The organism is Streptomyces sp. NPDC059718 (assembly GCF_042733315.1).
Lineage (GTDB): Bacteria > Actinomycetota > Actinomycetes > Streptomycetales > Streptomycetaceae > Actinacidiphila.
In genome coordinates this window covers 1-19,007 of the sequence record NZ_JBHWGA010000076.1, presented here as the reverse complement: position 1 = coordinate 19,007, position 19,007 = coordinate 1, and the positions used below count along the sequence as shown (strand labels likewise).

The window sequence follows — 19,007 nt, the reverse complement described above, 5'->3', positions numbered from 1 at the left end:
TGGCCGGGCAGCCCGCCCGTCTCGTGCCGAAACCCGTGCCGCCGTGATCACTGACGACTGGGCTCTCGGAAGGGTTGTGGTCACAGGTGGTAGGGCCACAGGGTGACGCTGTCCCGAGCGACGCGGACGTCCACCCACGTGGCGTCGGCGTCCTGAGGCGGTGGCGGGTCCGCGAGGTCGAACAGGATCGCTACCTCTCCCATGTTCAGGAAAGCCGCTCCGTCCTCGGTCAGGTCGAGCCGGCCGCGAAAGGTGATCCGGTCGCCCTCACTGCTCAGCCCGGGCGCGGCAGTGAAGGCCGGCCAGGTGTTGACCTGCCATGCGATGTCCTCATCGACGGTCCACTCGGCATGGTGCTGACCGCCCACATCTACCGGTTCGCCCTTCCACAGCGCCACCACGGTGCCGATCTGGGAACGCGCCCGTACCCACACGGACCCCGACGGACCCTGCCCTGCTGTTTCCACATGGACCAACACCGCACGATCATCCCTGACCCCGCCGTTCAGGCAGGGGCCGGGGGAACTGTGGTGCTGGCCCCTGCCACAGCAGCAGGTCAGTGGGCACCGCGCGGCGGTACCGCCGCCGCTCCGCGTTCGGGGCCTTGGCGGCAGCGGTGGGCGCGTGGGGGCAGCCTCAGGAACTCTCCGCAGCTGCTCTCCCCGCCGTCGGGCCAGCCATGAGCGATGCCGAACGGCTCTGCTGCCCTTCCTCCCGGGTGGCGGGCAGGCGCCCGGGGCGTGCTCCGCTGCCCGGGCCGCCCGATCATCTGGTGCCCGGATGCGCGCTCCGCGCAGCCGCTGGAGGGCTGCCAGCGCCTCCCCGCGCACCTACGCGTCCGGGCCCTGATCGAGCCGTTCAAGGCCCGTCACCGTCCCGGGATCGGGACCCGCCTCCGGCCGGGGGAAGCGGTCCAGGACGATGGCGACCCAGGCACGCACCCACGCCTCATGGTCGGCGGCGGCGACACGGATCGCCGGAAGGATCGATGGCCGCAGGTTCGACCGCGTGCGGGTCAGGCGTGGCAGCGGAGCCGGACGAGGATCGTGTCGCTGGGAAGGCCTGCGAGGTACGCCTCGCTGCCCGGCCACACAGGTTCCGGACGGTCGTGAGGGCAATGGTCCGGGTGGCACGAGGCGTGGACGGCGTAACTGCCGCCTTCCAGCCACCAGCCGTCCACGGTGAGCACGTCCGTGTCCCTCGGATGCGGGGAGGTGAAGCAACGGATGTACTCGGCGCGCGTTCCCTGGTAAGCGATGACAGGGTGTTCTTCCGGATCGTCGTGTCCGAAAAAGGCCAGAAAGCCCATCCGGAGGCTGAAGGGGTGGTCCAGGTACGCCGCGATCAGCGGCTGGGCCCGGTAGGCGGCGAGCATCTCGTCCCCCCACCGGTCACCCGGAAATGCCTGCGGATCGTTCCGCCAGCGCTCCACGAAACTCGCCAGGGAAGCGGCCGGCGGGTGAAGGGCGACCAGGCTGTGCCACAAGTCCCAGGACGCGGCGGCCGCACGCTCGGACGCGAGGTACGGCTGGGAGAAGTCCAGCAGGGCCCGAGGTCCCCCGGCACACACGCCCGGAACGCTGGGACGGGGCGCGCCATCATGCCCGGGGTCGTCATGGATGAGTCGCGGGTCGCCCTCGTAGCCGGGCGCGACCGCGAAACCCAGACCGTCACTACCGCCCTGGATGCGGCGTTCATCCCACATGCCACGCTCCACGGGATTGTCGTCCGTGTCGCTGTAGAAAGGCGCGACAGCCCGAGCAAGCGCCCCCTGGATATCATCCGCCGCCTCGGCCGGCAGACACACCGTCACCCATACTCCGGCCATCCCACCCCTCCCCTTCCACACCCGCGACCAGCATGATCGCACGCATGCTGGCGGCGCTGCCTCATAGAAGAGATCACCCAGTGGCCATCGATACACCACTCCAGCAGACGTGACCGGTCTTTCGGGAGTCCGGCCGATCGACCGACAAGTCCTGTCCAGATACAGCACAATCATGATCCGGCCGACGACCCGGAAACCCGGACCGTGTACCGACGGTCGCCGGTAACGGTCGATGGATGCCGGCACGGAACGGGCCGGGCGGAGTGGGGAACGGATGCAGGCAGCGGAGATCGTCGGGGTGCACGGGATCGGACAGTCCAGGACCTCGGGGGAGCAGTTGACCCGGGACTGGGGGAAAGCGCTCGGGCGCGGCATCAAGGAGTTCACGGACCAGCCCGACCTCCCGCCCACGCTCCGCATGCCACACTGGACTTCCCTGCTCGCCAAGGGCACGGATCGGTTGGGGCCGCAGGACGACCCCTACGGCGCGTCGATGGCACCGGCGGAGGAACAGTTCGTAGCGGAGGCCCTCGGTGACGTCGTCGGGCCGCAGGACCTGGCCTACGCCGAGGAACAGCCGCTGGCCGTACTGGGCCCGCCGAAGCTCTGGCCGCCCCGGATCACCCGACTGCTGATGGCCTATGACCACCGCTTCCCCGGCGGTGGCGGACGGTTCTTCGTCCAGCGGATGCGGGAAGTCCGCTCCTATCTGACGGAGCCGGGCCTGGCCGTCAAGGTCCGCGCACTCGTCCGGGACCACGTCACCCCGACCACCTCCGTGGTCATCGGCCATTCCCTCGGCAGCGTCATCGCCTACGACCTGTTCCGCCACAAGGACGACGCCACAGGTCGGACACCCGGAGATGTCCCCGGGCCCGCTGTCCACACCCTCATCACCTGTGGTTCCCCACTGGGTATCCCCTCGGTGCGGCGGCTCATGAAGATCGAGGACAGCGACCACCTGCGCCTGCCCGACCACGTCCGGTGGCTCAACGTCTACGACCCGGACGACGTGGTCACCGGCGGCGCGGGGCTGTGCCGGGTGGCACCGGGGCTGGTCGATGCCGCGGTCCGCAACGGCGTGGGCGACCCCCACAGCGCCATGCGCTACCTCCGCAGCCAGCCCGTGGCCCGCGCAGTGGCGGGCGGTCGGCCATGACGCGCGACCCGGTCCCCGGCACGTACACCCGTCGCCTCCTCGTCATAGCCGTCACCGAGTACGACGATGGGACCCCGGCACAGCAGCAGGAGTTCAGCACGGGCGTCTCGGCGCAGGTGACCGTTGTGGAGGGCTGGTGGGCCGATCCCGGCCTCGACGACGGGCGCCGCTTCGCCCCCGCCCGGCCCAAGCAGCTCCGTAACCTGAGGGACCTGCGCGAGTTCCTCCTGAACGAGGAACTCGCCGAGGTGGACGACGACGAAGCGCTCGTCGTCTACGTCACCGGCCATGGTCTGGCCCCCGCCAACTCCCCCCAGCACTTCCTGCGCTTGCCCGACTCCTACGAGGACCGGCCGCTCAGCACCGCCTTCCCGACCGCCGAACTGATCGCGACCGTGCTGGACTCCCAGGCCACGCACGTCTTGGTGATGGTCGACTCCTGTTTCTCCGGCCGGCTCGAAACCGAGCTCAAGGCCAACCTGAAGGCGCTCCGAGAGGGCCGCCGCTCGCTCGGCTCGCTCGTCGTACTCGCGGCCGGCAACGACGAGAGCAGGCCCCGACTCGGTCAGTTCACCAACCTGCTCCGGGCCGCCCACGAGCACTGCGCGGACCGGGCCAACGGCTACGCCGGGTCCCACCTCAGCTGGCAGGACTGGAAGGGCATCGTCGGCGCGGTGTTCGACGCGAACACCATGGCCGACGTCCACGAGATCTGGCCGACCCCATCCGCCGCGGTCCAGAGGGCGCACCAACAGCCGAGCGCCTGCCTTCCGAACCCCGGCTACACGGCCGTCGAACCCGTACTCGGTGCCTCCCTCAGCCAGGTCGGGTGGACCCGGACCGAGCTGAACACGTACTGGATCTCACGCGCCTCCGGTCACCCGGGAGCCGGCGACCCCGGCTGGTACTTCACCGGGCGCACCGAGCTGGTCAAGCGGGTGCTCGCGTTCCTGGTCGGCCCCGAGAACGTACTCATCGTCACCGGCGAGGCCGGATCGGGGAAGTCCGCCCTCCTCGCCCGCATGGTGACCCTCAGCGACGCCCAATTCCGCGCGGACCCGCACTACAGTCCGCTCATCGCCGACATCCCCGAGGAACTCGACGTCCCGGTGGGGTCAGTGGACGCGGCCGCCCTCGCCCGCAACTCCGATCCGGACGAACTCGCCCAGACCCTGTACGAGGCGCTCGGCGGCTCCCCGAGCGCCGTCGGCACGGCGCGTACGGCACGCACCCGGACGGCATCCAGAGCGCCAGCGAAGCCCCTGGACGAGGGCCCAGTGGTGGCCCTGTGCAAGCTCGTAGGGGAGCTTGCCCTGCTGCGGAGGCGGCCCCTGACCCTCGTGGTCGACGGCATCGACGAGGCCAGAAACCCGACGCGCGTCATCACCGACCTGATCCGCCCCCTCACCCAACTGCGCATGGATACGGACGGACGTCCCGCGGTCCGGCTGCTTCTGGGCGTCCGCAGCCCCAGGAAGTACACGACGGCCGTCGAGGGCGAAGCGTGGCGCCCCTCCACCTCGACCCCCACGGCCCCTTCCACCGACCTGCTCGGGCTCCTCATCCGGGCCACTCACTCCGGGAACCCAATCCGCACGGACGACGTCGAGGCGACCAGGGGCGACATCGCCGCATACGTCCGCGCGCTGCTCCAGGCCCCGTACGAAGGCCAAGGCGGCGCCGAGGAAGGGCGGCCGGAGCTCCCGGCGCTGGACCCCGCCCAGCCCCAGCTCCTGTACCAGCACCGCTCGCTGGCCGCAGCGGTCGCCGAAGAGGTGTCCCCCTCCTTCCTGGACGCCCGGATCGCCGCCGAGCGACTTCGCTCGATGCGTGTCCTGCCGAGCCCCGACGACGCTTGGTGGCGCCGGACCCTGCGCGAGGGGACCGAGGCGCTGCTTCGCGAGGACCTCGGTGAGGTAGCCCGATGGCACGACACCCCGGCCGAACACCTGATGACCGTGTTGCGGACGTCCGCCTTCGGGCAGGGGGCGGGACTACCCTGGGCCGACATCTGGCCCGCCGCGGTGCGGGCGCTGTGCCTGACCCCCGTAGCCGACCCGGACGCGGTCATCCGCCAAGTGATGGCCAGCCGTCTCAACGGCTACCTGACCACCGCGGTCGAGGACGAGCGGACCGTGTACCGGCCGATCCACGAACGGATCAGCGAAACCCTCCGGTACTCACCGCAGTTCCTGCTTAGTCTCCCGGACACGGACCCGGCGGAGCGCTTCCCCGAGATCTCGATCACCGCCACGCACGCGCAACTCGTTTGGGTTTTCGGAGAGCTGCTCCCCCCGGCGCCGGACCAGCCCCCGCACCCGTACCTACGACGCCACCTCATCGGGCACGTTGCCGCCGCCGGACTGGTCGATGACCTGCACGTCCCCTGGCGGTTCCTGCCATGGGAGACGAGCGGCACGGTCCGAGCGGCCCTCGGACTCCCCGCCGACTTCCACACCGGTGCCGCGCGCCTCGCCGCGTGGGCCCGTATCGAAGCGTTCCTGGGTGATGCAGGAGCAATGGCCCGAGCCGACAGCCTCCGCTTGTCCCTCCTGGGCACGGCTGTCGGGCGTGGTGCCACCGGGAACATGGTCGCGACACAGCCCCTACCCGGCTACCGCCCCGGGGTCACACCGCGGTGGAACCAACTGCGTGTGCCCGACAACCTCTTGGCACGCACCTCGGCCCCCCTCGCCTCGCTGGTGTCCTTCACCCTTCCGGACGGCAGCCCGCTCGTCGCGGCGGGCGATCAGGGTGGTGAGGTGCGCGTGTGGGACCCGCGCACGGGAACGGAGTTCGGCCTGCCCTTCCGGCCGGCCCCGCACGTACGCGCCCTGGCCGTGCTGACCGCCCCCGCGGAGAGCCCTTTGCTCGCGGTGGGCACCTCCCACGGCGTCTGGATCTACGACCCGCAGAGCGGCGATGTGGCCCGGCTCCCGATGCCAGGAGCCGTGTTCGCCCTCGCCGCCTTCAGGACCAGGACCGGACGGGCCCGGCTGGCCGTCGGAACCGACGCGGGGCTGATCACCTGTGATCCCTTCGACGAGGAGGCACTGGTCCTGCCTCTCAGGCCCCTCGACGGTGTGATGGGCCCCTCAGTCAAGGCGTTGGCGACGTTGCGGCTCCCCTCGGGCAGGACGCTGCTCGCAGCGGGCGGCAAAAACAGCACGGTGGAGGTCTTGGACGCCGAATCGCTGGACGTCGTCACCGTGGTGCACGGGCAGGGACGGGGAGTGGTCGCGCTCGCCCTGTACTTCGACCAGCAGGGCCGTCCCCGGCTCGCCGCGGCTTCGAGCACGACGCGCAGCGTGCGGACCTACGACGCGCTCACCGGCGAGGAGAACAAGGCAGCGCGCATCCCGCGGTCGGCAGCCTCCCTCGGGCCCTACCCCCATCCGGATTTCGGAACACTGCTGGCACTCGGCGGCACCGACGGGGGGCCCGTGAGCCTCTGGGATCCGGCCACGGGGGAAAAGGTGTACACATCCCCGCCCGACCACACGGGAAGAGTCAAGGCCGTGGTCACAGTCGATACGGAACAGCGGATGCCCTTCGTGGTGTCCGCATCGTTGGACCGGACGGTCCGGATCTGGAACCCCGCCGGGCGCACGTCGGAGCCGGAACTCGATCTGGAGGCGTCAGAAGACGGCTCCCTCCTAGCCGTGCTCCCCGGATCGGGCGACGGCCCCAGCCTGCTGACGCCCGCCCGTTCAGGTGCCGTCAGCATCCGGTCGGCGGCGAGGGGGCAGCTGCGGCGTACGCGGCGGCGTCCCCAGCAGCTGACGTGGCCTGCCGAATGGGACTGCGACACGTTGACCGCCCTGGCCACCCACGTCTGGCCGGACGGGTCGGCGTCCGTCGTCATCGGCCTGAAGAACGGCCTGATCGGCCGCTGGGACGAGCAGCGCGGCTGGCAGTCCCCTCCGGTGGACCAGAGCTGGCAGGCGGCGAGCGTCCGCTCTCTCACCACGCTCTCCCTCCCCGGCACCGACGACGTCGTCCTGGTCAGCGGCACGAGCGCGGGAAGCATCTGCTTCCATGACCTCGCCAGCGGCGAGCAACGCTGGGAGCTCGTCCGCGAGGACGCGGCCGTGCGCGCCCTCGCGGCTCTGCCAACCGAGACGGGCCCGCTCGTGGCCTTCTCCAGCGGCCGTACCGTGAGGTTCAGCCGCGTCGGTGCGCCGTCACACCTGCGCCTGCCCGGCCGCACGGGCCCCGTCCCTTCGCTCGCCGTCTGCCCCGCGGAGGACGGCAGTTCCCTGCTGGTCACCGGCGGCAGCGACGGCTGCGTCCGGCTCTGGTCCCCGGACGCTCCTCGGACGGAGGCGTACCCCGTACTCGAGGGGCACCACGGCCCGGTCTCCGCCATCGGCCTTCTGCCACCCACCCCCACCTCGCCGCAGCCGCTCCTCGCCACCGCGGGCTCGAGCGACACCACCGTGCGCCTCTGGAACCCGTGGACCGGGGAAGAGCTCATGCGGGTGGTCACCGGCACCCCCCTCACTTCCCTCTGCACCCTCCCCGATGGCAGCATGCCGGACACCACCGACCCGGCGATCGCCTTCGGCGGACCAGCAGGCTTGGCAGCCCTCACCGTCCGCCGCTGAGCGACTCCGCAGCCGTGGCCGCACCGCCGGCATTTCGACTGGGATGCGATGTCCACTGCGGTGACAGGAACACTGGGTCAGGGCGTCCGGCCAGATCAAGCCGGCGTCCGAAGTCCGAGCGGCACGACTGCTATGAGCGGGTTGGAAACGTCGGACCAGGAGTTCTGGACGCGGTCGGAAGTGCGGTTGCGGGCCCACTCGCGGCGGGTCGGCCAATGGAACTGGCTGTTGGTCGGAGTCGGTGCGGGGCCTGGCCTAGGCAGCGGACGTCCCTGGCGCCGTATGGCTGGTGGACCTGCCCGCGACGAAGAGCTGGGCAAGGCACATCAGGCGTTCCAGCGGGGCCTGACGGCCCTCGCGCAGTGGGTAGAGCGGAAGGCGCGGCCCGGCCGGTGCCGCGCGGTCACGGCGAGCAGATCGTGGTCGACGGCGAGGCGGAGCTGGTGGTCGTGAAACTGGGCGCATGAGTATCGAACACCAAATCGATTCGGGGCAAACTTGCTCAGGCGCAGCTGGACGCGCTCCGGGAGCTGGACGTGGAGTGAGCATGACGCCGCCACCGTCCGCCCGTTGAGTCGAACCGCGCAAGGCCTCGGGACACGACCCCCGGGTCAGCCCCCTGGACTGGGGGGACGGCGAGGCCCCGGACGGCGCCGTGGATGGCCATGCCACCAAGCTGAGCAGGCTGCAGGCTGCAGGCTGGCGAGCAGTTCGCCTACGTCTTCGACATGGGCGATGACCGGGCCCACCTGTGCACAGTGCCAGAGAAGCGCATCGATCCTCTAGATGAGCTTGGCGAGGTCCCCGACCGCCCGGGTTCCCTGCTGGGGCTGGGGCAGCCTCCCAGACCAATACGCACGCCGCTGGGACGGGGACGGCGGCCAGTCGCCGATGCCGAAGCGGCCAGCCCGTGGGCTCAGCGACCTGCCTCCGATCCTGCCGTGGTGGGGCGAGCACCAGCGAGGATGACCTCACGTTCCGTGCACACGGTGGCCACCAGCAGGGGAAGGGCAGTGGTCACGGAGAGAAGCTGAAATGGCCACGAGCGCGAAAATCCAACCGGCCGCTGACACGTATGCCCTGGGGGGACTTGGTGTCTGTCAGCGCGGGACGGGCCGGACGAACAGCGCGTCCATGGACTTGGTCACGTGCGGGCGCATGACCTCCAGCCAGCTCATGCCGGCGTCGAGATGGCGCCCCATGTGCCAGAAGCTGTTCCAGCCGAGATCCACGAAACAGCGCTCGGGCTGGCCAGGGCCGAACAGCCGCTTACCGTGCAGAACGACCCCGCCCAGGTCGATGCCCTGATCCTCCAGCGTGGCCAGCGCGCACGCCGCAGCCCGGCGCAGCGGACTGGTCTCCACCCACCGGTGCCTCACTTGAAGGGCGGCTTCCTCATCGGCGGGGAATTCGTCGCGGAGCGTGAGCGGCGTCACCGTGATGCGTCCCGTCTCATGACGGTTGAACAGTTCGATCCTCGCCGGCCTTGGGACAAGGCTTTCCATGCCTTCGAACGCCGCCAGCATGTGATCTCGCGGAGCCCGGCCCGCCGAAGGATCCGCTTTCAAAGAGGACAGGCGCTCCCGGGCCAGTGCGAAAGACTCGCCCTTGCGCCACAGCAAGAACAACTCGAATCCCTCGGCCCGCAACGAATCACGCCCCCGGAACTGGAAGGCGATACCGCGGGTGCGGCCACGCAAAGCCTGGCGCATGCTCACATACGCATCACGCCCGTTGATCGACGCGTGCAGCGACTCACCCAGCCACCGCTTGTCCGTGCCGTGCTCAACCACGACATCGACGTCACCCGGATCCAGCGCCCCCCGCGCGTACGACCCGAACACGTACACCTCGTCCACCAGACCCAGCGGCCAACCGCCCTGCTCAAGGCGGGCAATCAGGTCCTCGAGCAGCCGCGTCGCCCGCTCTCGCTTCACCCCGGCACGCTCTCGGCGAAGGCAGCACGGAACTCCTGCGTCGTCACGAACACAGAACCCGGCACCGACCTGCGCCTGCCATCCTGGAGCGTCTGCGACATCACCTCAGCCGCAGCTCTCATCCGCTCCAACCGGTAATCCTCAACGACCCCGGCGAACTCCTCCGGGACCTCCCGCCGATCCACCACCCCCGCCACGGCAACCTGCGGATAAGTGCCCCCATAGGTCTGCAGCCGCGACCAGCCCAACGACCGCGCCGCCTTACGCATCGCCGAACGAATCAGCCCGACCCCGCCCAACGCCTCAGCCTCATCCGCGCTCAGCCGCAACTCGTACGACCCACCAAACCCGCCGCCACCAGCAGGACACGACCGCCCAAGCAACGGAACCAGCACACCGACAAGACGCTCATGCCGCGGATCACCCGCAAACGAAGCCACCCACCGAGCGTAACCAAACCACCACCCCCTGACCCCCAAACCACCCAATAGGCCCCCACACGCCCGTCATTCACCCCACCCGGAGAACGACAACGCCCTTCACCAACCCCACGACACCCCCACACCCACCACCCCAACCCGCACTAGTGAAAACACACGACGCAAAACCAGTGAAAAACACCCGTCGCCCATCAACGAGCGGATCCCGGCTGACCGGCGGTTGTACATGACCGCGACCCCGCGGGTGTGGGAGGCGCCCGAGGACGGCAGCGGGGCGCCGGTGCTGGTGGCGTCGATGGAGGACGATCCGAACGGCACCTTCGGGCCGGTGGCGTACAAGCTGACGCTCTCGCAGGCTCGGGACCGGGGGTTGGTCGCGGCCTACCAGGTCGTGTGCGTGGACGTTACCGACCCGCAGTTGCAGGCGGCCGCGCTGGTCGGGCTGGAGTCCCGCTCCGACAACGTGCGGGGGTCGCGGTTGGCGGCATTGCAGACCGCTGCGGTGAAGGCCGCCGCTGTGCGGGGCCTGCGCCGCATGCTGACCTTTCACTACCGGACCAGCGAGGCCGAGGCCATGGCGGCCGGGCTGCCGGCCGTCGCTCGACGGCTGTGGGAGGACGACCCGGCCACGTATGCGGAGCCGGATCGGGTGTGGGCGGACTGGCTGTGCGGGGAGCACTCCCCCGCCCACCGGCGGGAAACGCTGGCAACGTTCGCCGATCCCGTTGGTGAAGGGGAGGGCGTTGGCCTGGTCCCGATACGGCTACGGCTGCTGAGCTCCGTTCGCGTACTCGGGGAGGGCGTCGACTCGCCGGGATGCGACAGCGTGTTCTTCGGCGACGTCCGCGGATCTGCCGTCGACATCCTCCAGATCGTCGGCCGCGCCCTGCGCATGCGGCCCGGTGACGGCAAGGTCGCCAGCCTGGTCGTGCCGGTCTTCCTCGCCCCCGGCGAGGATCCCGACGCCATGCTCACCTCCAAGGGCTACAACAGCCTGGCAAAGGTGCTGGCCGCGCTGCGCTCACACGACACCGAGACCATCGAGCAGCTCGCGGAACAGCAAGCCCCCAGCCGTGCCGCCAAGCCGTCGGCCGCTGAGAACGCCGTAAGCGGCCGGGCGAGTGGGGAGGATGGGCCGTCGGGTCCGGCACAGGGTCTCTTGTCCTTCTCCACGCCGCGTGATCCGGCGATTCTGGCCAAGTTCATGAACCTGCGTGTGCTCCAACCAGAGAACACGTACTGGCGCGCCGGAATCCAGGCCGCCACCCGCTACGCGAAAGAACACGGGGATCTAAAAGTCCCGTACGCGTTCACCACACCAGGCCACTGGGACCCCGCCGCTTTCCCTTTGGGGACGTGGATCGCGGATCAGCGCAGGTTTTTCCATGCGGGCCAGATGAATCCGAAGCGGGCCGCCGAACTAGACGATCTGGGCATGGTCTGGTCGCACTGGGACGTCGCCTTCCAGGAAGGACTGTCAGCGGCGGCAGAGTGGGCGGCCGAACACGGGCACCTGCTGCCGCCCGCCACCGCGGTCTGGAACGGCTACCCCGTGGGCGTCTGGACGAAGAATTTGAGGACCGCCGGCAGGCTCGCCGACACCATCGCGCAGCGGCGCGAGGCCGGGCTGCCGGTCGGCTCCACCGCCGGGGCGCTGTCCGAGGAACGCCGGGACGCGCTGGAGGCGATCGACCCGTCTTGGTGCCCGGCCTGGCCCGTGGCCTGGCAGCGCGACTACCGGCTCTGCCGGGCCCTCGTCGAGAGCGGCCAGGCCCTGCCCATGACGCCGGGCGAGGTCAGCGTGCAGGGCGAGGACCTCGGCGCATGGGTCCAGGCGCAGCGCCACGGGTGGGACGCGCTGCTGCCCGCCCAGGCATGGATGCTGGAAAACATGCTCCACCTCAGCCCCGCCGAGCCTGACGAGCGGCCGCCAGCACGCCGTACCCAGGCCGACAAATGGACGATCAACCTTCGCGCAGCCCAGCAGTTCCACACCCGCGAGAACAGCCTGCAGGTCCCGCGTAAGCACGTAGAACGGCTCACCGGACCCGACGGCACCATGACCGAAATCAAGCTCGGCCAGTTCCTCGACAACACCCGCCGCCGGGCCGACAAACTCGGCCCGGAACGACGCGCGGAACTCGACACGCTCGGCATGCGCTGGTAGCAGCCCACCGCAGGGGCGCGGCGTGCGTGCGTGGCGCCAGGTCCCCGGGATGTCCCGGGGACCTGGACCGGCACGGAAGGGTTATCCGGATGGCATCCGTGCCCGGCCATGCGGCCGGGCGTGACACTACCGGCGCTGATGGCCGGGGTGACGGGAGGGGCTGGGCTATCCCTCACATCCCGCGGTGGTGGCTGGTGGGCTGTGGCACTGGGGTGTGGTTACGGGTCACGGCCCGCCCCCCGAGGAGGGCGAAGAAGCGCCTGGTGTTGCGCTGGAAGACCGCACCAGGCCTCGCGGCGACCCAGGATGCGGAAAGCCGGCCCGCGCGTGGCGGTGCCGGCTTTGTGGTCCGCAGGCCGTGCGCCAACACGGATTCTGCGTAAGGTGCGTGCCCTGAAGTGCGGTTGCAGCCAGCAGCATCAGGCATCGCTGTTTGTTGCCATCAACCCTGTCCTGGTGTAGCCAGGTTGAGATTGACGATGAGTCCAAGCATGACTTCGGTGGTACCACGGGGCAACCTCACTCGGACACCGGTGGCGGAAACTGACCCGGCCAGCGCCGGGTCCGGTCACCCCGCGCTGACTGCGCCGCACGTCGGCACCGTAGTGATCACCGGGCGCGGGTGCGCCGCGGCTCAGCGTTAAGTTTGCGATAACGGGATGGCCGTGGCGGTACCAGCGGTAACAGGCCTTGCAGGATTCGGATTTGGGCCGAACGGCTGACACGATGGATGGCGTAGCACCGGAGCAACGGGTGACGCCAATCACCTGCTGTCCGGAAGTCGGTTGCAGCCACGCCGTCCGGCCGAGGGATCTCGGCCGGGTGGCCATTCATCTCGGAGCCCGTTGTGACGTCCCACCAGAACTCCCCCTGGTCCCCTGGTCCGTCCCGCTCGCAGGCCGGAACCGTGAGCCGAGCGGACGCCGTGCCGCCCACGCGGCTCAACGCCGCCGAAGCCGGCCTCGCCGGCCTGATCTTCACCGCCTCGGTGGTCCTGAAGCTGACCGGCATGGACCTGCTCGCCGAGATGGAACTCCTCGGCACCACCGGCCTGATCGCAGCGTTCGTCGTGGCCGCCACGACCGGCCGGATCTCCCCGCGCGCCTGGCTGAAGAAGCTCGGCAAGCTCGCCGGGGACGACGAGTAAGCCGTGGGACGCCACGAGAACCCGGTCGCTGACGCGGTCCCGGCCGTCACCGACCTCGCCGCGCTGCAGCGCACCTGGCGGGAGCGGGCGGGCTGGACCTATGACGAGCTCGCCGCGGTCACCGGTGTGCCCGCCAGCACGCTGCGCCGCGCGGCCTCCGGCCGCGGCGTGCCGCCCCAGGACGTCGTCCGCATCGCCGTCGCCGCGTGCGGTGGCCCGGCCGAGCAAATCCCGAAGATGTGGAGGAAGGCGCGCTACCAGCAGCGACTGGCCGACAAGCCCCGCGAGCTCGCGCCGGCACTGGAACTGGTGCGCACCAAAGGTGAGCTGAGCGCCGCGATCGTGGAGCTGTACGAGAGAAACGGCGCCCCGCCGGTGATGCTGATGGAGAAGCGGGTGGGACGGGTCCGGCTCGGCCACTCCACCGCCCACCGCATCGTCACCCGGCAGACCCTGCCGTCGGACCGCGGCCAGTTCGAGGCGTTCCTCGCCGCGCTCGAGATCGTTCCACGCTTGCGCCGCCGCTGGCTGCTTGCCTGGGACCAGGTCATGTCTCGCCCAAGCCGTACGTCCCACGCAACCATCCCCCACTGGCGCATGTGGGAGAACCCGTGGCCGTTCACCACCGAGGCGGAACTGGCCGCCCAGGTGACCGAGCTCTGGGTGGCAGCAGGCGCACCAAGCATGAGTGAACTGTCCGCCCGCAACCGATTCCTGGGCCCGAGCGCCGTGAGGAGTGTGCTCAGGGGCTCACCGCCGAATCGGGCCATCTTCCAGGCGTTCCTCAGGGCACTCGACCTGAGCGAGCGCGACTGGCCCGCGTGGGAGCGGCCGCTGCCCGTGATCCACCTCGGCACTTCGGACCGCGTCGCATGACCCACCGGTGGGGGTCGCGCTGCGGCCCCCACCGGCACGCGGACGCGATCGCCCCCCGGCGCGGTGCCCGTCGGGGATGCCCTCACCGGAGTGCTGCTAGCGTGGCTCAACCCAGGACCGTCACGATGTTGGCGGGCGGCGGTCTGCTGCGGGGAGTGTCCCCTCAGCGGGTGGTCCTGCCGACGCGACGCTTCGGCTTCTTCTCCCGGCTGGTCGGCAGGCGGCGACACGCTGGTGTCGGCAGCCGCCATCAGGTGGGCCAGGTCGACGTAGTCAAGGTCTTGCCCGTCATCAGGCAGCTGCAGATCCGGCCGTCCCTCCCGCAGCTGCGCGATCAGGCGCTCCTTGCGCTCGAGGACCTGCCCCCAGAAGTCGTCGAGCCGGGCCCGCTCCACCGGCCCAACGTATACCACCTGCATGTTCTCGGGGGGATGGAACCGCTCCAGGCCTGCCGGAGGGTGCAGGCGCAGGGGACGGCGTACTACGGCTTCCGGTATGAGGTCCCGGATCCGCAGGGGGTGGAAGCGGCCGGCGAGGACGTCGAGGGTGGTGTCGCTGTAGGCGTGGCGGACGACGATGAGGTGGTCGGCGGTTTCGGCCAGGGCATGCAGAGGCCGCCGGACGGCCGGGTCGCGCAGCACGTCGGCGTGGACGGCCAGGACACTCCCGGCGGCATCCTGCGGCAGCGCGGAGGGGTCCTCGGCAGCCAGCACCGTGCAGGAGACGGTGGGCTCCAGCTCGGCGACCGTTGCGGTGACCTCGTCGTGGAGCACCGGTGACTCCACCACCGTCAGCTGCACGTGGAGGCTGACGGCCAGCCGTGCCCCGGCGGCAACGAGAACCTCGCGGCCGCCGCCTCCCTGGTCGTACTGCACGCAGCCTCGCCGGTCCGCAACCAGCGCCGCGACGACGCTCTCAATCACCGGATGGTCAAGAACGCTGGTGTCCACGACGGCAGTCCCCTCAACCAGTCCGGCATCGCCTGTGCTGCCGACAGCGTACGAGCCGCTCCCCGATTCCCTTGTGATGAGCTGTACTTGGATCCCCGGGCGCGGACCGCCGTCACCGTCTGCTTCCCGCAGGGCGGGAAAGGGCCGGCCGGACCGCCGGAAGGCTCCGGCGGCCGCTTGGGGCACCGTCTGGAGGCGGCCCGCGACGGCTCAGGTGTGCTCGCCGGGGGAACGCTGGAGCAGGTGCCGGAAGAAGTCGGCTACCACCGGGCGTGCGCGGTCGCGGTCGCGTAGTTCGTCGTGGCCGAACCGGAACACCTCGTAGCCCCGGAACTTCAGGTCACGGTCGCCCGCCATGGTGGCGGCGTACTTCGCGGGGTCGGGTTCGATTCCGTTGTTGCGGGTGTAGTGCTGGCTGCCGTCGACTTCCAGCACCACGCGTCTGCTGCCCGGCAGGAGCATGAGGAAGTCCATGCGCAGGTTCTGCAGGGCGTTCTGGCCGCGTTCGCGGACGGTCTTGGGGTCCCAGTGCATCCAGATCTCCGGCAGGAGCGCGGGCACGTCGTCCAACTGGTCCTGGTAGAGGTGGTGGTAGAGCCAGAATAGGTTGTGCTGGCCTGCGGACTTCGGTGGCAGGGACTCTTCCATGCGGTCGTACAGGGCCCAGCTCCCCTGTTGCGGGTCGGTGGTGCCGCGGGTGGCCTGCCCCCAGGACAGCAGGTCGCGCCAGAGCAGACCGTCGGTGCCGACGTACCGGTCGTAGACCATGATGTCGCCGGCGCGTTCGGCGATCTCGATGTCGTTGTCGAGTGCGCTGGTGAAGCGGATGTCCGGCTTTCCCAAGGTGCCGAGATCAGGTTGCGCGGCCGGCGGGCGGTGCCGCGCCCGGGCTGCACCAGCTGGAAGACGGGGTAGCCGTCGGCTTCCCCGTCCTGGCGCAGGAGCGCGCCCACCGGCTGCAGGTGCTCGTTGGCCAGGTCCACGAAGCGACGTTGTGCGTGCTCATCGGGCAGGACCGCGGCCGAGGCGAGTCCCTCGAGGAAGCGACCGAAGCGGGGGTGGGGGGCTTCGAACGCGCCGAGGCGCTCGAAGAGGTCCTCCGTGTTCCAGTCACCCCGGAATCTGATGACGTGACGCTCGATCTCGGAGCGCAGGCTGAGGTTAGGGGTGCCCCACTGGCCCAGCCAGTCGTCCCCGAGGTCCCACAGCCGGCCCGGCAGGGCCAGGAAGCGGTCCGGGTAGTCCAGGTAGTCGTCCAGGTCGAGACCCTTGGCCAGCTCCCGTCGGGTGCGGCCGGGAATCTCGACGTAGTGGCGCCCGAGCCACACCACGTCCTGCAGATCGTGGCGTTCGGCCGTGGGGAGCGTCTCGCTGTCCAGTACGGCCTCGGCGACCTGGGGCAGGCGGCCGTCCGGGCAGGCCTGCAGGCTGGCCGTCAGCCGTTCGTGCTTGGTCGGGCCGTCGGTGGCGGGCGGCGGCGGAAGGTGGAGTCGTTCGCACAGCTCCGGCAGGTCCTGGTGCCGGTAGTTCTGGTACAGCGTGACCAGGACACCCTCGATCAGGCTCCGCAACCGCGGCAGATCCATCTGCTCAGCCATCACACGATGATGAGCCAGACCCTCTCCTGGTTCCAGACCAAGTCACCGGCCGCTGCCGCATGCACGCCAGGCGACATCCACGCGGACGCCGGGGAGACGCCGGTGTGGTCCGCTGCGCGGTCCGGGGCAATCCGGTCTACCGGGTGCTGTCCCGCGCAGCGGGAGCCGCCGGTGGCACGCCGCCGCATCGGGGGTCTTGCCCGGCACGATGGCGCTGTCATCGCCGGTACGCCGTGCGCGGCCTTTCGCCCTGGGGGAGTTGGGCATCCGTCTTGGGGCTGTCTGGGGGCCGCGCTGCAAGAGACCGTCAATGCCCGGGCGCGGTTGGTCAGCTCTCCGGGCTTGCTCTGTCATCGGGTGCGATGACGCCGCACGTGCGACACCTGCCGACGGTACCGGCCGCTGCGCGTCGTGACGTGAGCAGCGGGTCGCCCAAACGCTTGGCGCGCCGCGCGGCAGGCGCAGCATAATCGTGCGCGTGAAAGCAGTTCAGCAGACCTCGCGGCAGCACCTGGTCTCCCAGGTGGTGCTCAAGGAGTTCACCTTGCTGAACGGCAGTAGTGGTCGGCAGCTGCTGGCGTTCGACTTGCAATACCCGGAGCGTCCTCCCAGGTTGCGGCCCCCCTCCAGGTGTGGTCTGGCTCGGGACTTCGTGGCCTTCGACTCCGCATCGGCGGAGCAGCTGTGGGGCCGTATTGAAGAGCGTGTCCCTGCTGCCCTTGCAGCGGTCCGCAAGGGGACTCCGTTCACTGTCGCTGCACATGCCGAGGTGCTCCGTGACCTGGTCGTGCTGCACTACGTGCGCTCATACAAGTACAGAAATGTGCACCTGGCGGCATTCGAACGAACGCGGGCCAGCGTCAGTGCCCGCGTCGCGGCCAGGCTGCCGCAGCAACTGGCTCGTGCGGCGCTCCTGGAGACCGGTCTGCACCTGACGGAGCGGGGCGCCTTAATGGCATACGCCGAGCGGGAGGTCGCGCGCTCTGAGATGGTCCGGGACCATGAGAGCGGGAAGCTGTTCCGCACCAGTATCGAGGACACCTTCAGCAAGGTACAGAAGATGGCTTCGACGTGGCGGGTGGAGATCCTCACGCCAGAGCTGGGCCACCAGTTCCTGATCGGTGACAACCCCGGGCTCACCGTACGCAGAAACGCTCACGGCGGGCTGGATCACGGAATGGCCTTCGGCGACGCGACGTCCATGGTGCTGCCAGTGGGACCCCGCTGCCTTGTGGCGCTCGGTCCCGACAACCTGACCGGCACCCTGGCCGCCTCCGCAGTCAAGGCACTCAACCGCCGTCAGGTCCTCGCAGCCGAGCGCCACGTCTACATGCATCCGCACAGCGCTTTGAAGAGCTTTGTCGTCACGGCGGCGCAGGGCCGGCCGGCTTCGCCCGACATGTAGATGCCAAAGCAATACAGGCCACCTGGCGGGGAGCAGGAGGGCTGCCCGGCAGCCGGCCCCCGGCCGCGCATGCCGGTGACGGCCCCTTACCCGGACCATCGGCCTGCCAGCCACCGGCAGTTCTGGGAGTACTGCTCCAGGACGCACCATCTCAACGCAGGAGTCATCGTTGCCGTCCGGGAGTCAACACATGCCTGAGGGCGGTGATGTATCAAGGGTCGTTTCTGTGGTCTGGGCTCCGGGAGGGCGGCAGTCTAGGACCCGCGCAAGCACGGGGACCTGATGCCTGGCAGCCTGGTCGTTCTGACGGCGCTCGATCTCTTCCTTGGTGTGCTTCGGTGAGCAGTATGGACGGCTCTCCCGGTCCCATAGTTCGCAGTCGAAGAAGCCGATCAGGAAGATCCCGGCTGTGTGGGGGCGGCGCAGATAGCGGTCCACGAGCTGGGTGGTCAGGGCGGTGGACATGTCGGGGTTCCAGCAGCCCTTGCACTCGATGACCACGGTGAGGGGTTCGGCTTGGGGATGGGTGGCGGCTGCCTGGATGTGGATGTCGGTGCGGCCTCCACCAGCGCCCGGGCGGTCGACCTGGACTTCGCGGTTGAGGACGACCCGCCGGCCTGCGAGGTGGATCTTCAGCAGCCCCATGACCAGGTCGCTGAAGTCTCCTTCCCAGGTAGGCCACATGGTGCCAACCGCCTTGCTGGCGGCGCGATTCCACAAAAGGATCGCCATCCCGTTGGGGCCCGAGAGGGCGTCCTGGACGTGGTGAAGGGTTTCCATAACGACGTCGAGGAGCTGACTGAGCTTTGCTGATCAGGTTGATGCTGAGTGGATTTCGAGTCCGGTGTGGGCGAGGAATGCGGTCAGCAGGGCGGGGTGGTGCTGGATGCTGC

General features: G+C 69.7%; 13 protein-coding genes and 1 pseudogene. 7 read left to right on the top strand and 7 right to left on the bottom strand.

The genetic code is table 11. The features are described 5' to 3' along the window. Nucleotides 1-80 precede the first annotated feature (80 nt). Entirely contained in the window at nt 81-401 is a 321-nt protein-coding gene (locus ACFV3E_RS43670) for a hypothetical protein (RefSeq protein ID WP_500541693.1), read from the bottom strand. A gap of 614 nt (nt 402-1,015) precedes the next feature. Then, on the bottom strand, nt 1,016-1,828 hold the full coding sequence (locus tag ACFV3E_RS43665) for a hypothetical protein (protein WP_500541691.1): 813 nt from the start codon (nt 1,826-1,828) through the stop codon (nt 1,016-1,018). Between the two features lie 274 nt (nt 1,829-2,102). Between ACFV3E_RS43665 and ACFV3E_RS43660 the strand changes: the two genes are divergently transcribed. Together ACFV3E_RS43660 and ACFV3E_RS43655 are read left to right on the top strand one after the other, a co-directional pair. Continuing rightward, nucleotides 2,103-2,987 carry a hypothetical protein gene (locus ACFV3E_RS43660; RefSeq protein ID WP_500541689.1) on the top strand — a complete coding sequence of 295 codons (885 nt, stop codon included), beginning with the start codon at nt 2,103-2,105 and terminating at the stop codon, nt 2,985-2,987. Next, the gene (locus ACFV3E_RS43655; RefSeq protein ID WP_500541687.1) at nt 2,984-7,594 is read left to right on the top strand and encodes an AAA family ATPase; all 4,611 of its coding nucleotides are present in this window, start codon (nt 2,984-2,986) and stop codon (nt 7,592-7,594) included. The genes ACFV3E_RS43660 and ACFV3E_RS43655 overlap by 4 nt, the downstream gene beginning before the upstream one ends. A 1,100-nt stretch (nt 7,595-8,694) precedes the next feature. Here ACFV3E_RS43655 and ACFV3E_RS43650 read toward each other — a convergent pair. Continuing rightward, nucleotides 8,695-9,531: a nucleotidyltransferase domain-containing protein gene (locus tag ACFV3E_RS43650; RefSeq protein ID WP_500541685.1), complete on the bottom strand. Its 837-nt coding sequence runs from the start codon at nt 9,529-9,531 to the stop codon at nt 8,695-8,697. Beyond that, on the bottom strand, nt 9,528-9,971 hold the full coding sequence (locus ACFV3E_RS43645) for a hypothetical protein (protein WP_500541683.1): 444 nt from the start codon (nt 9,969-9,971) through the stop codon (nt 9,528-9,530). Before ACFV3E_RS43645 ends, ACFV3E_RS43650 begins: the two co-directional genes overlap by 4 nt. 226 nt (nt 9,972-10,197) lie before the next feature. Here ACFV3E_RS43645 and ACFV3E_RS43640 point away from each other — a divergent pair, with 226 nt between their 5' ends. From ACFV3E_RS43640 to ACFV3E_RS43625, 4 genes are all read left to right on the top strand, one after another. Next, nucleotides 10,198-12,138, top strand: coding sequence for a helicase associated domain-containing protein (locus ACFV3E_RS43640; RefSeq protein ID WP_500541681.1), 1,941 nt, complete (start codon nt 10,198-10,200; stop codon nt 12,136-12,138). A gap of 907 nt (nt 12,139-13,045) precedes the next feature. Continuing rightward, the gene (locus tag ACFV3E_RS43635; protein ID WP_500541679.1) at nt 13,046-13,285 is read left to right on the top strand and encodes a hypothetical protein; all 240 of its coding nucleotides are present in this window, start codon (nt 13,046-13,048) and stop codon (nt 13,283-13,285) included. Nucleotides 13,286-13,288: 3 nt separating this feature from the next. Beyond that, a complete protein-coding gene (locus tag ACFV3E_RS43630; RefSeq protein WP_500541677.1) occupies nt 13,289-14,161 on the top strand; it encodes a helix-turn-helix domain-containing protein in 873 nt (290 codons plus the stop codon). Between the two features lie 170 nt (nt 14,162-14,331). Further along, nucleotides 14,332-14,940 carry a hypothetical protein gene (locus ACFV3E_RS43625; protein ID WP_500541675.1) on the top strand — a complete coding sequence of 203 codons (609 nt, stop codon included), beginning with the start codon at nt 14,332-14,334 and terminating at the stop codon, nt 14,938-14,940. A gap of 381 nt (nt 14,941-15,321) precedes the next feature. Here ACFV3E_RS43625 and ACFV3E_RS43620 read toward each other — a convergent pair whose 3' ends face one another. Together ACFV3E_RS43620 and ACFV3E_RS43615 are read right to left on the bottom strand one after the other, a co-directional pair. Next, nucleotides 15,322-15,954: a putative endonuclease domain-containing protein gene (locus ACFV3E_RS43620; protein ID WP_500541703.1), complete on the bottom strand. Its 633-nt coding sequence runs from the start codon at nt 15,952-15,954 to the stop codon at nt 15,322-15,324. Between the two features lie 116 nt (nt 15,955-16,070). Then, nucleotides 16,071-16,697: pseudogene (locus ACFV3E_RS43615) on the bottom strand (AbiJ-related protein); the annotation flags it as partial. Between the two features lie 490 nt (nt 16,698-17,187). On the opposite strand from ACFV3E_RS43615, the gene ACFV3E_RS43610 reads away from it, so the two are divergent. Beyond that, nucleotides 17,188-18,114, top strand: coding sequence for a DUF4238 domain-containing protein (locus ACFV3E_RS43610; RefSeq protein WP_500541673.1), 927 nt, complete (start codon nt 17,188-17,190; stop codon nt 18,112-18,114). Nucleotides 18,115-18,297: 183 nt separating this feature from the next. On the opposite strand, the gene ACFV3E_RS43605 is transcribed toward ACFV3E_RS43610, so the two are convergent. Continuing rightward, the gene (locus ACFV3E_RS43605) at nt 18,298-18,894 is read right to left on the bottom strand and encodes a hypothetical protein (RefSeq protein ID WP_500541671.1); all 597 of its coding nucleotides are present in this window, start codon (nt 18,892-18,894) and stop codon (nt 18,298-18,300) included. Between the last annotated feature and the right edge of the window lie 113 nt (nt 18,895-19,007).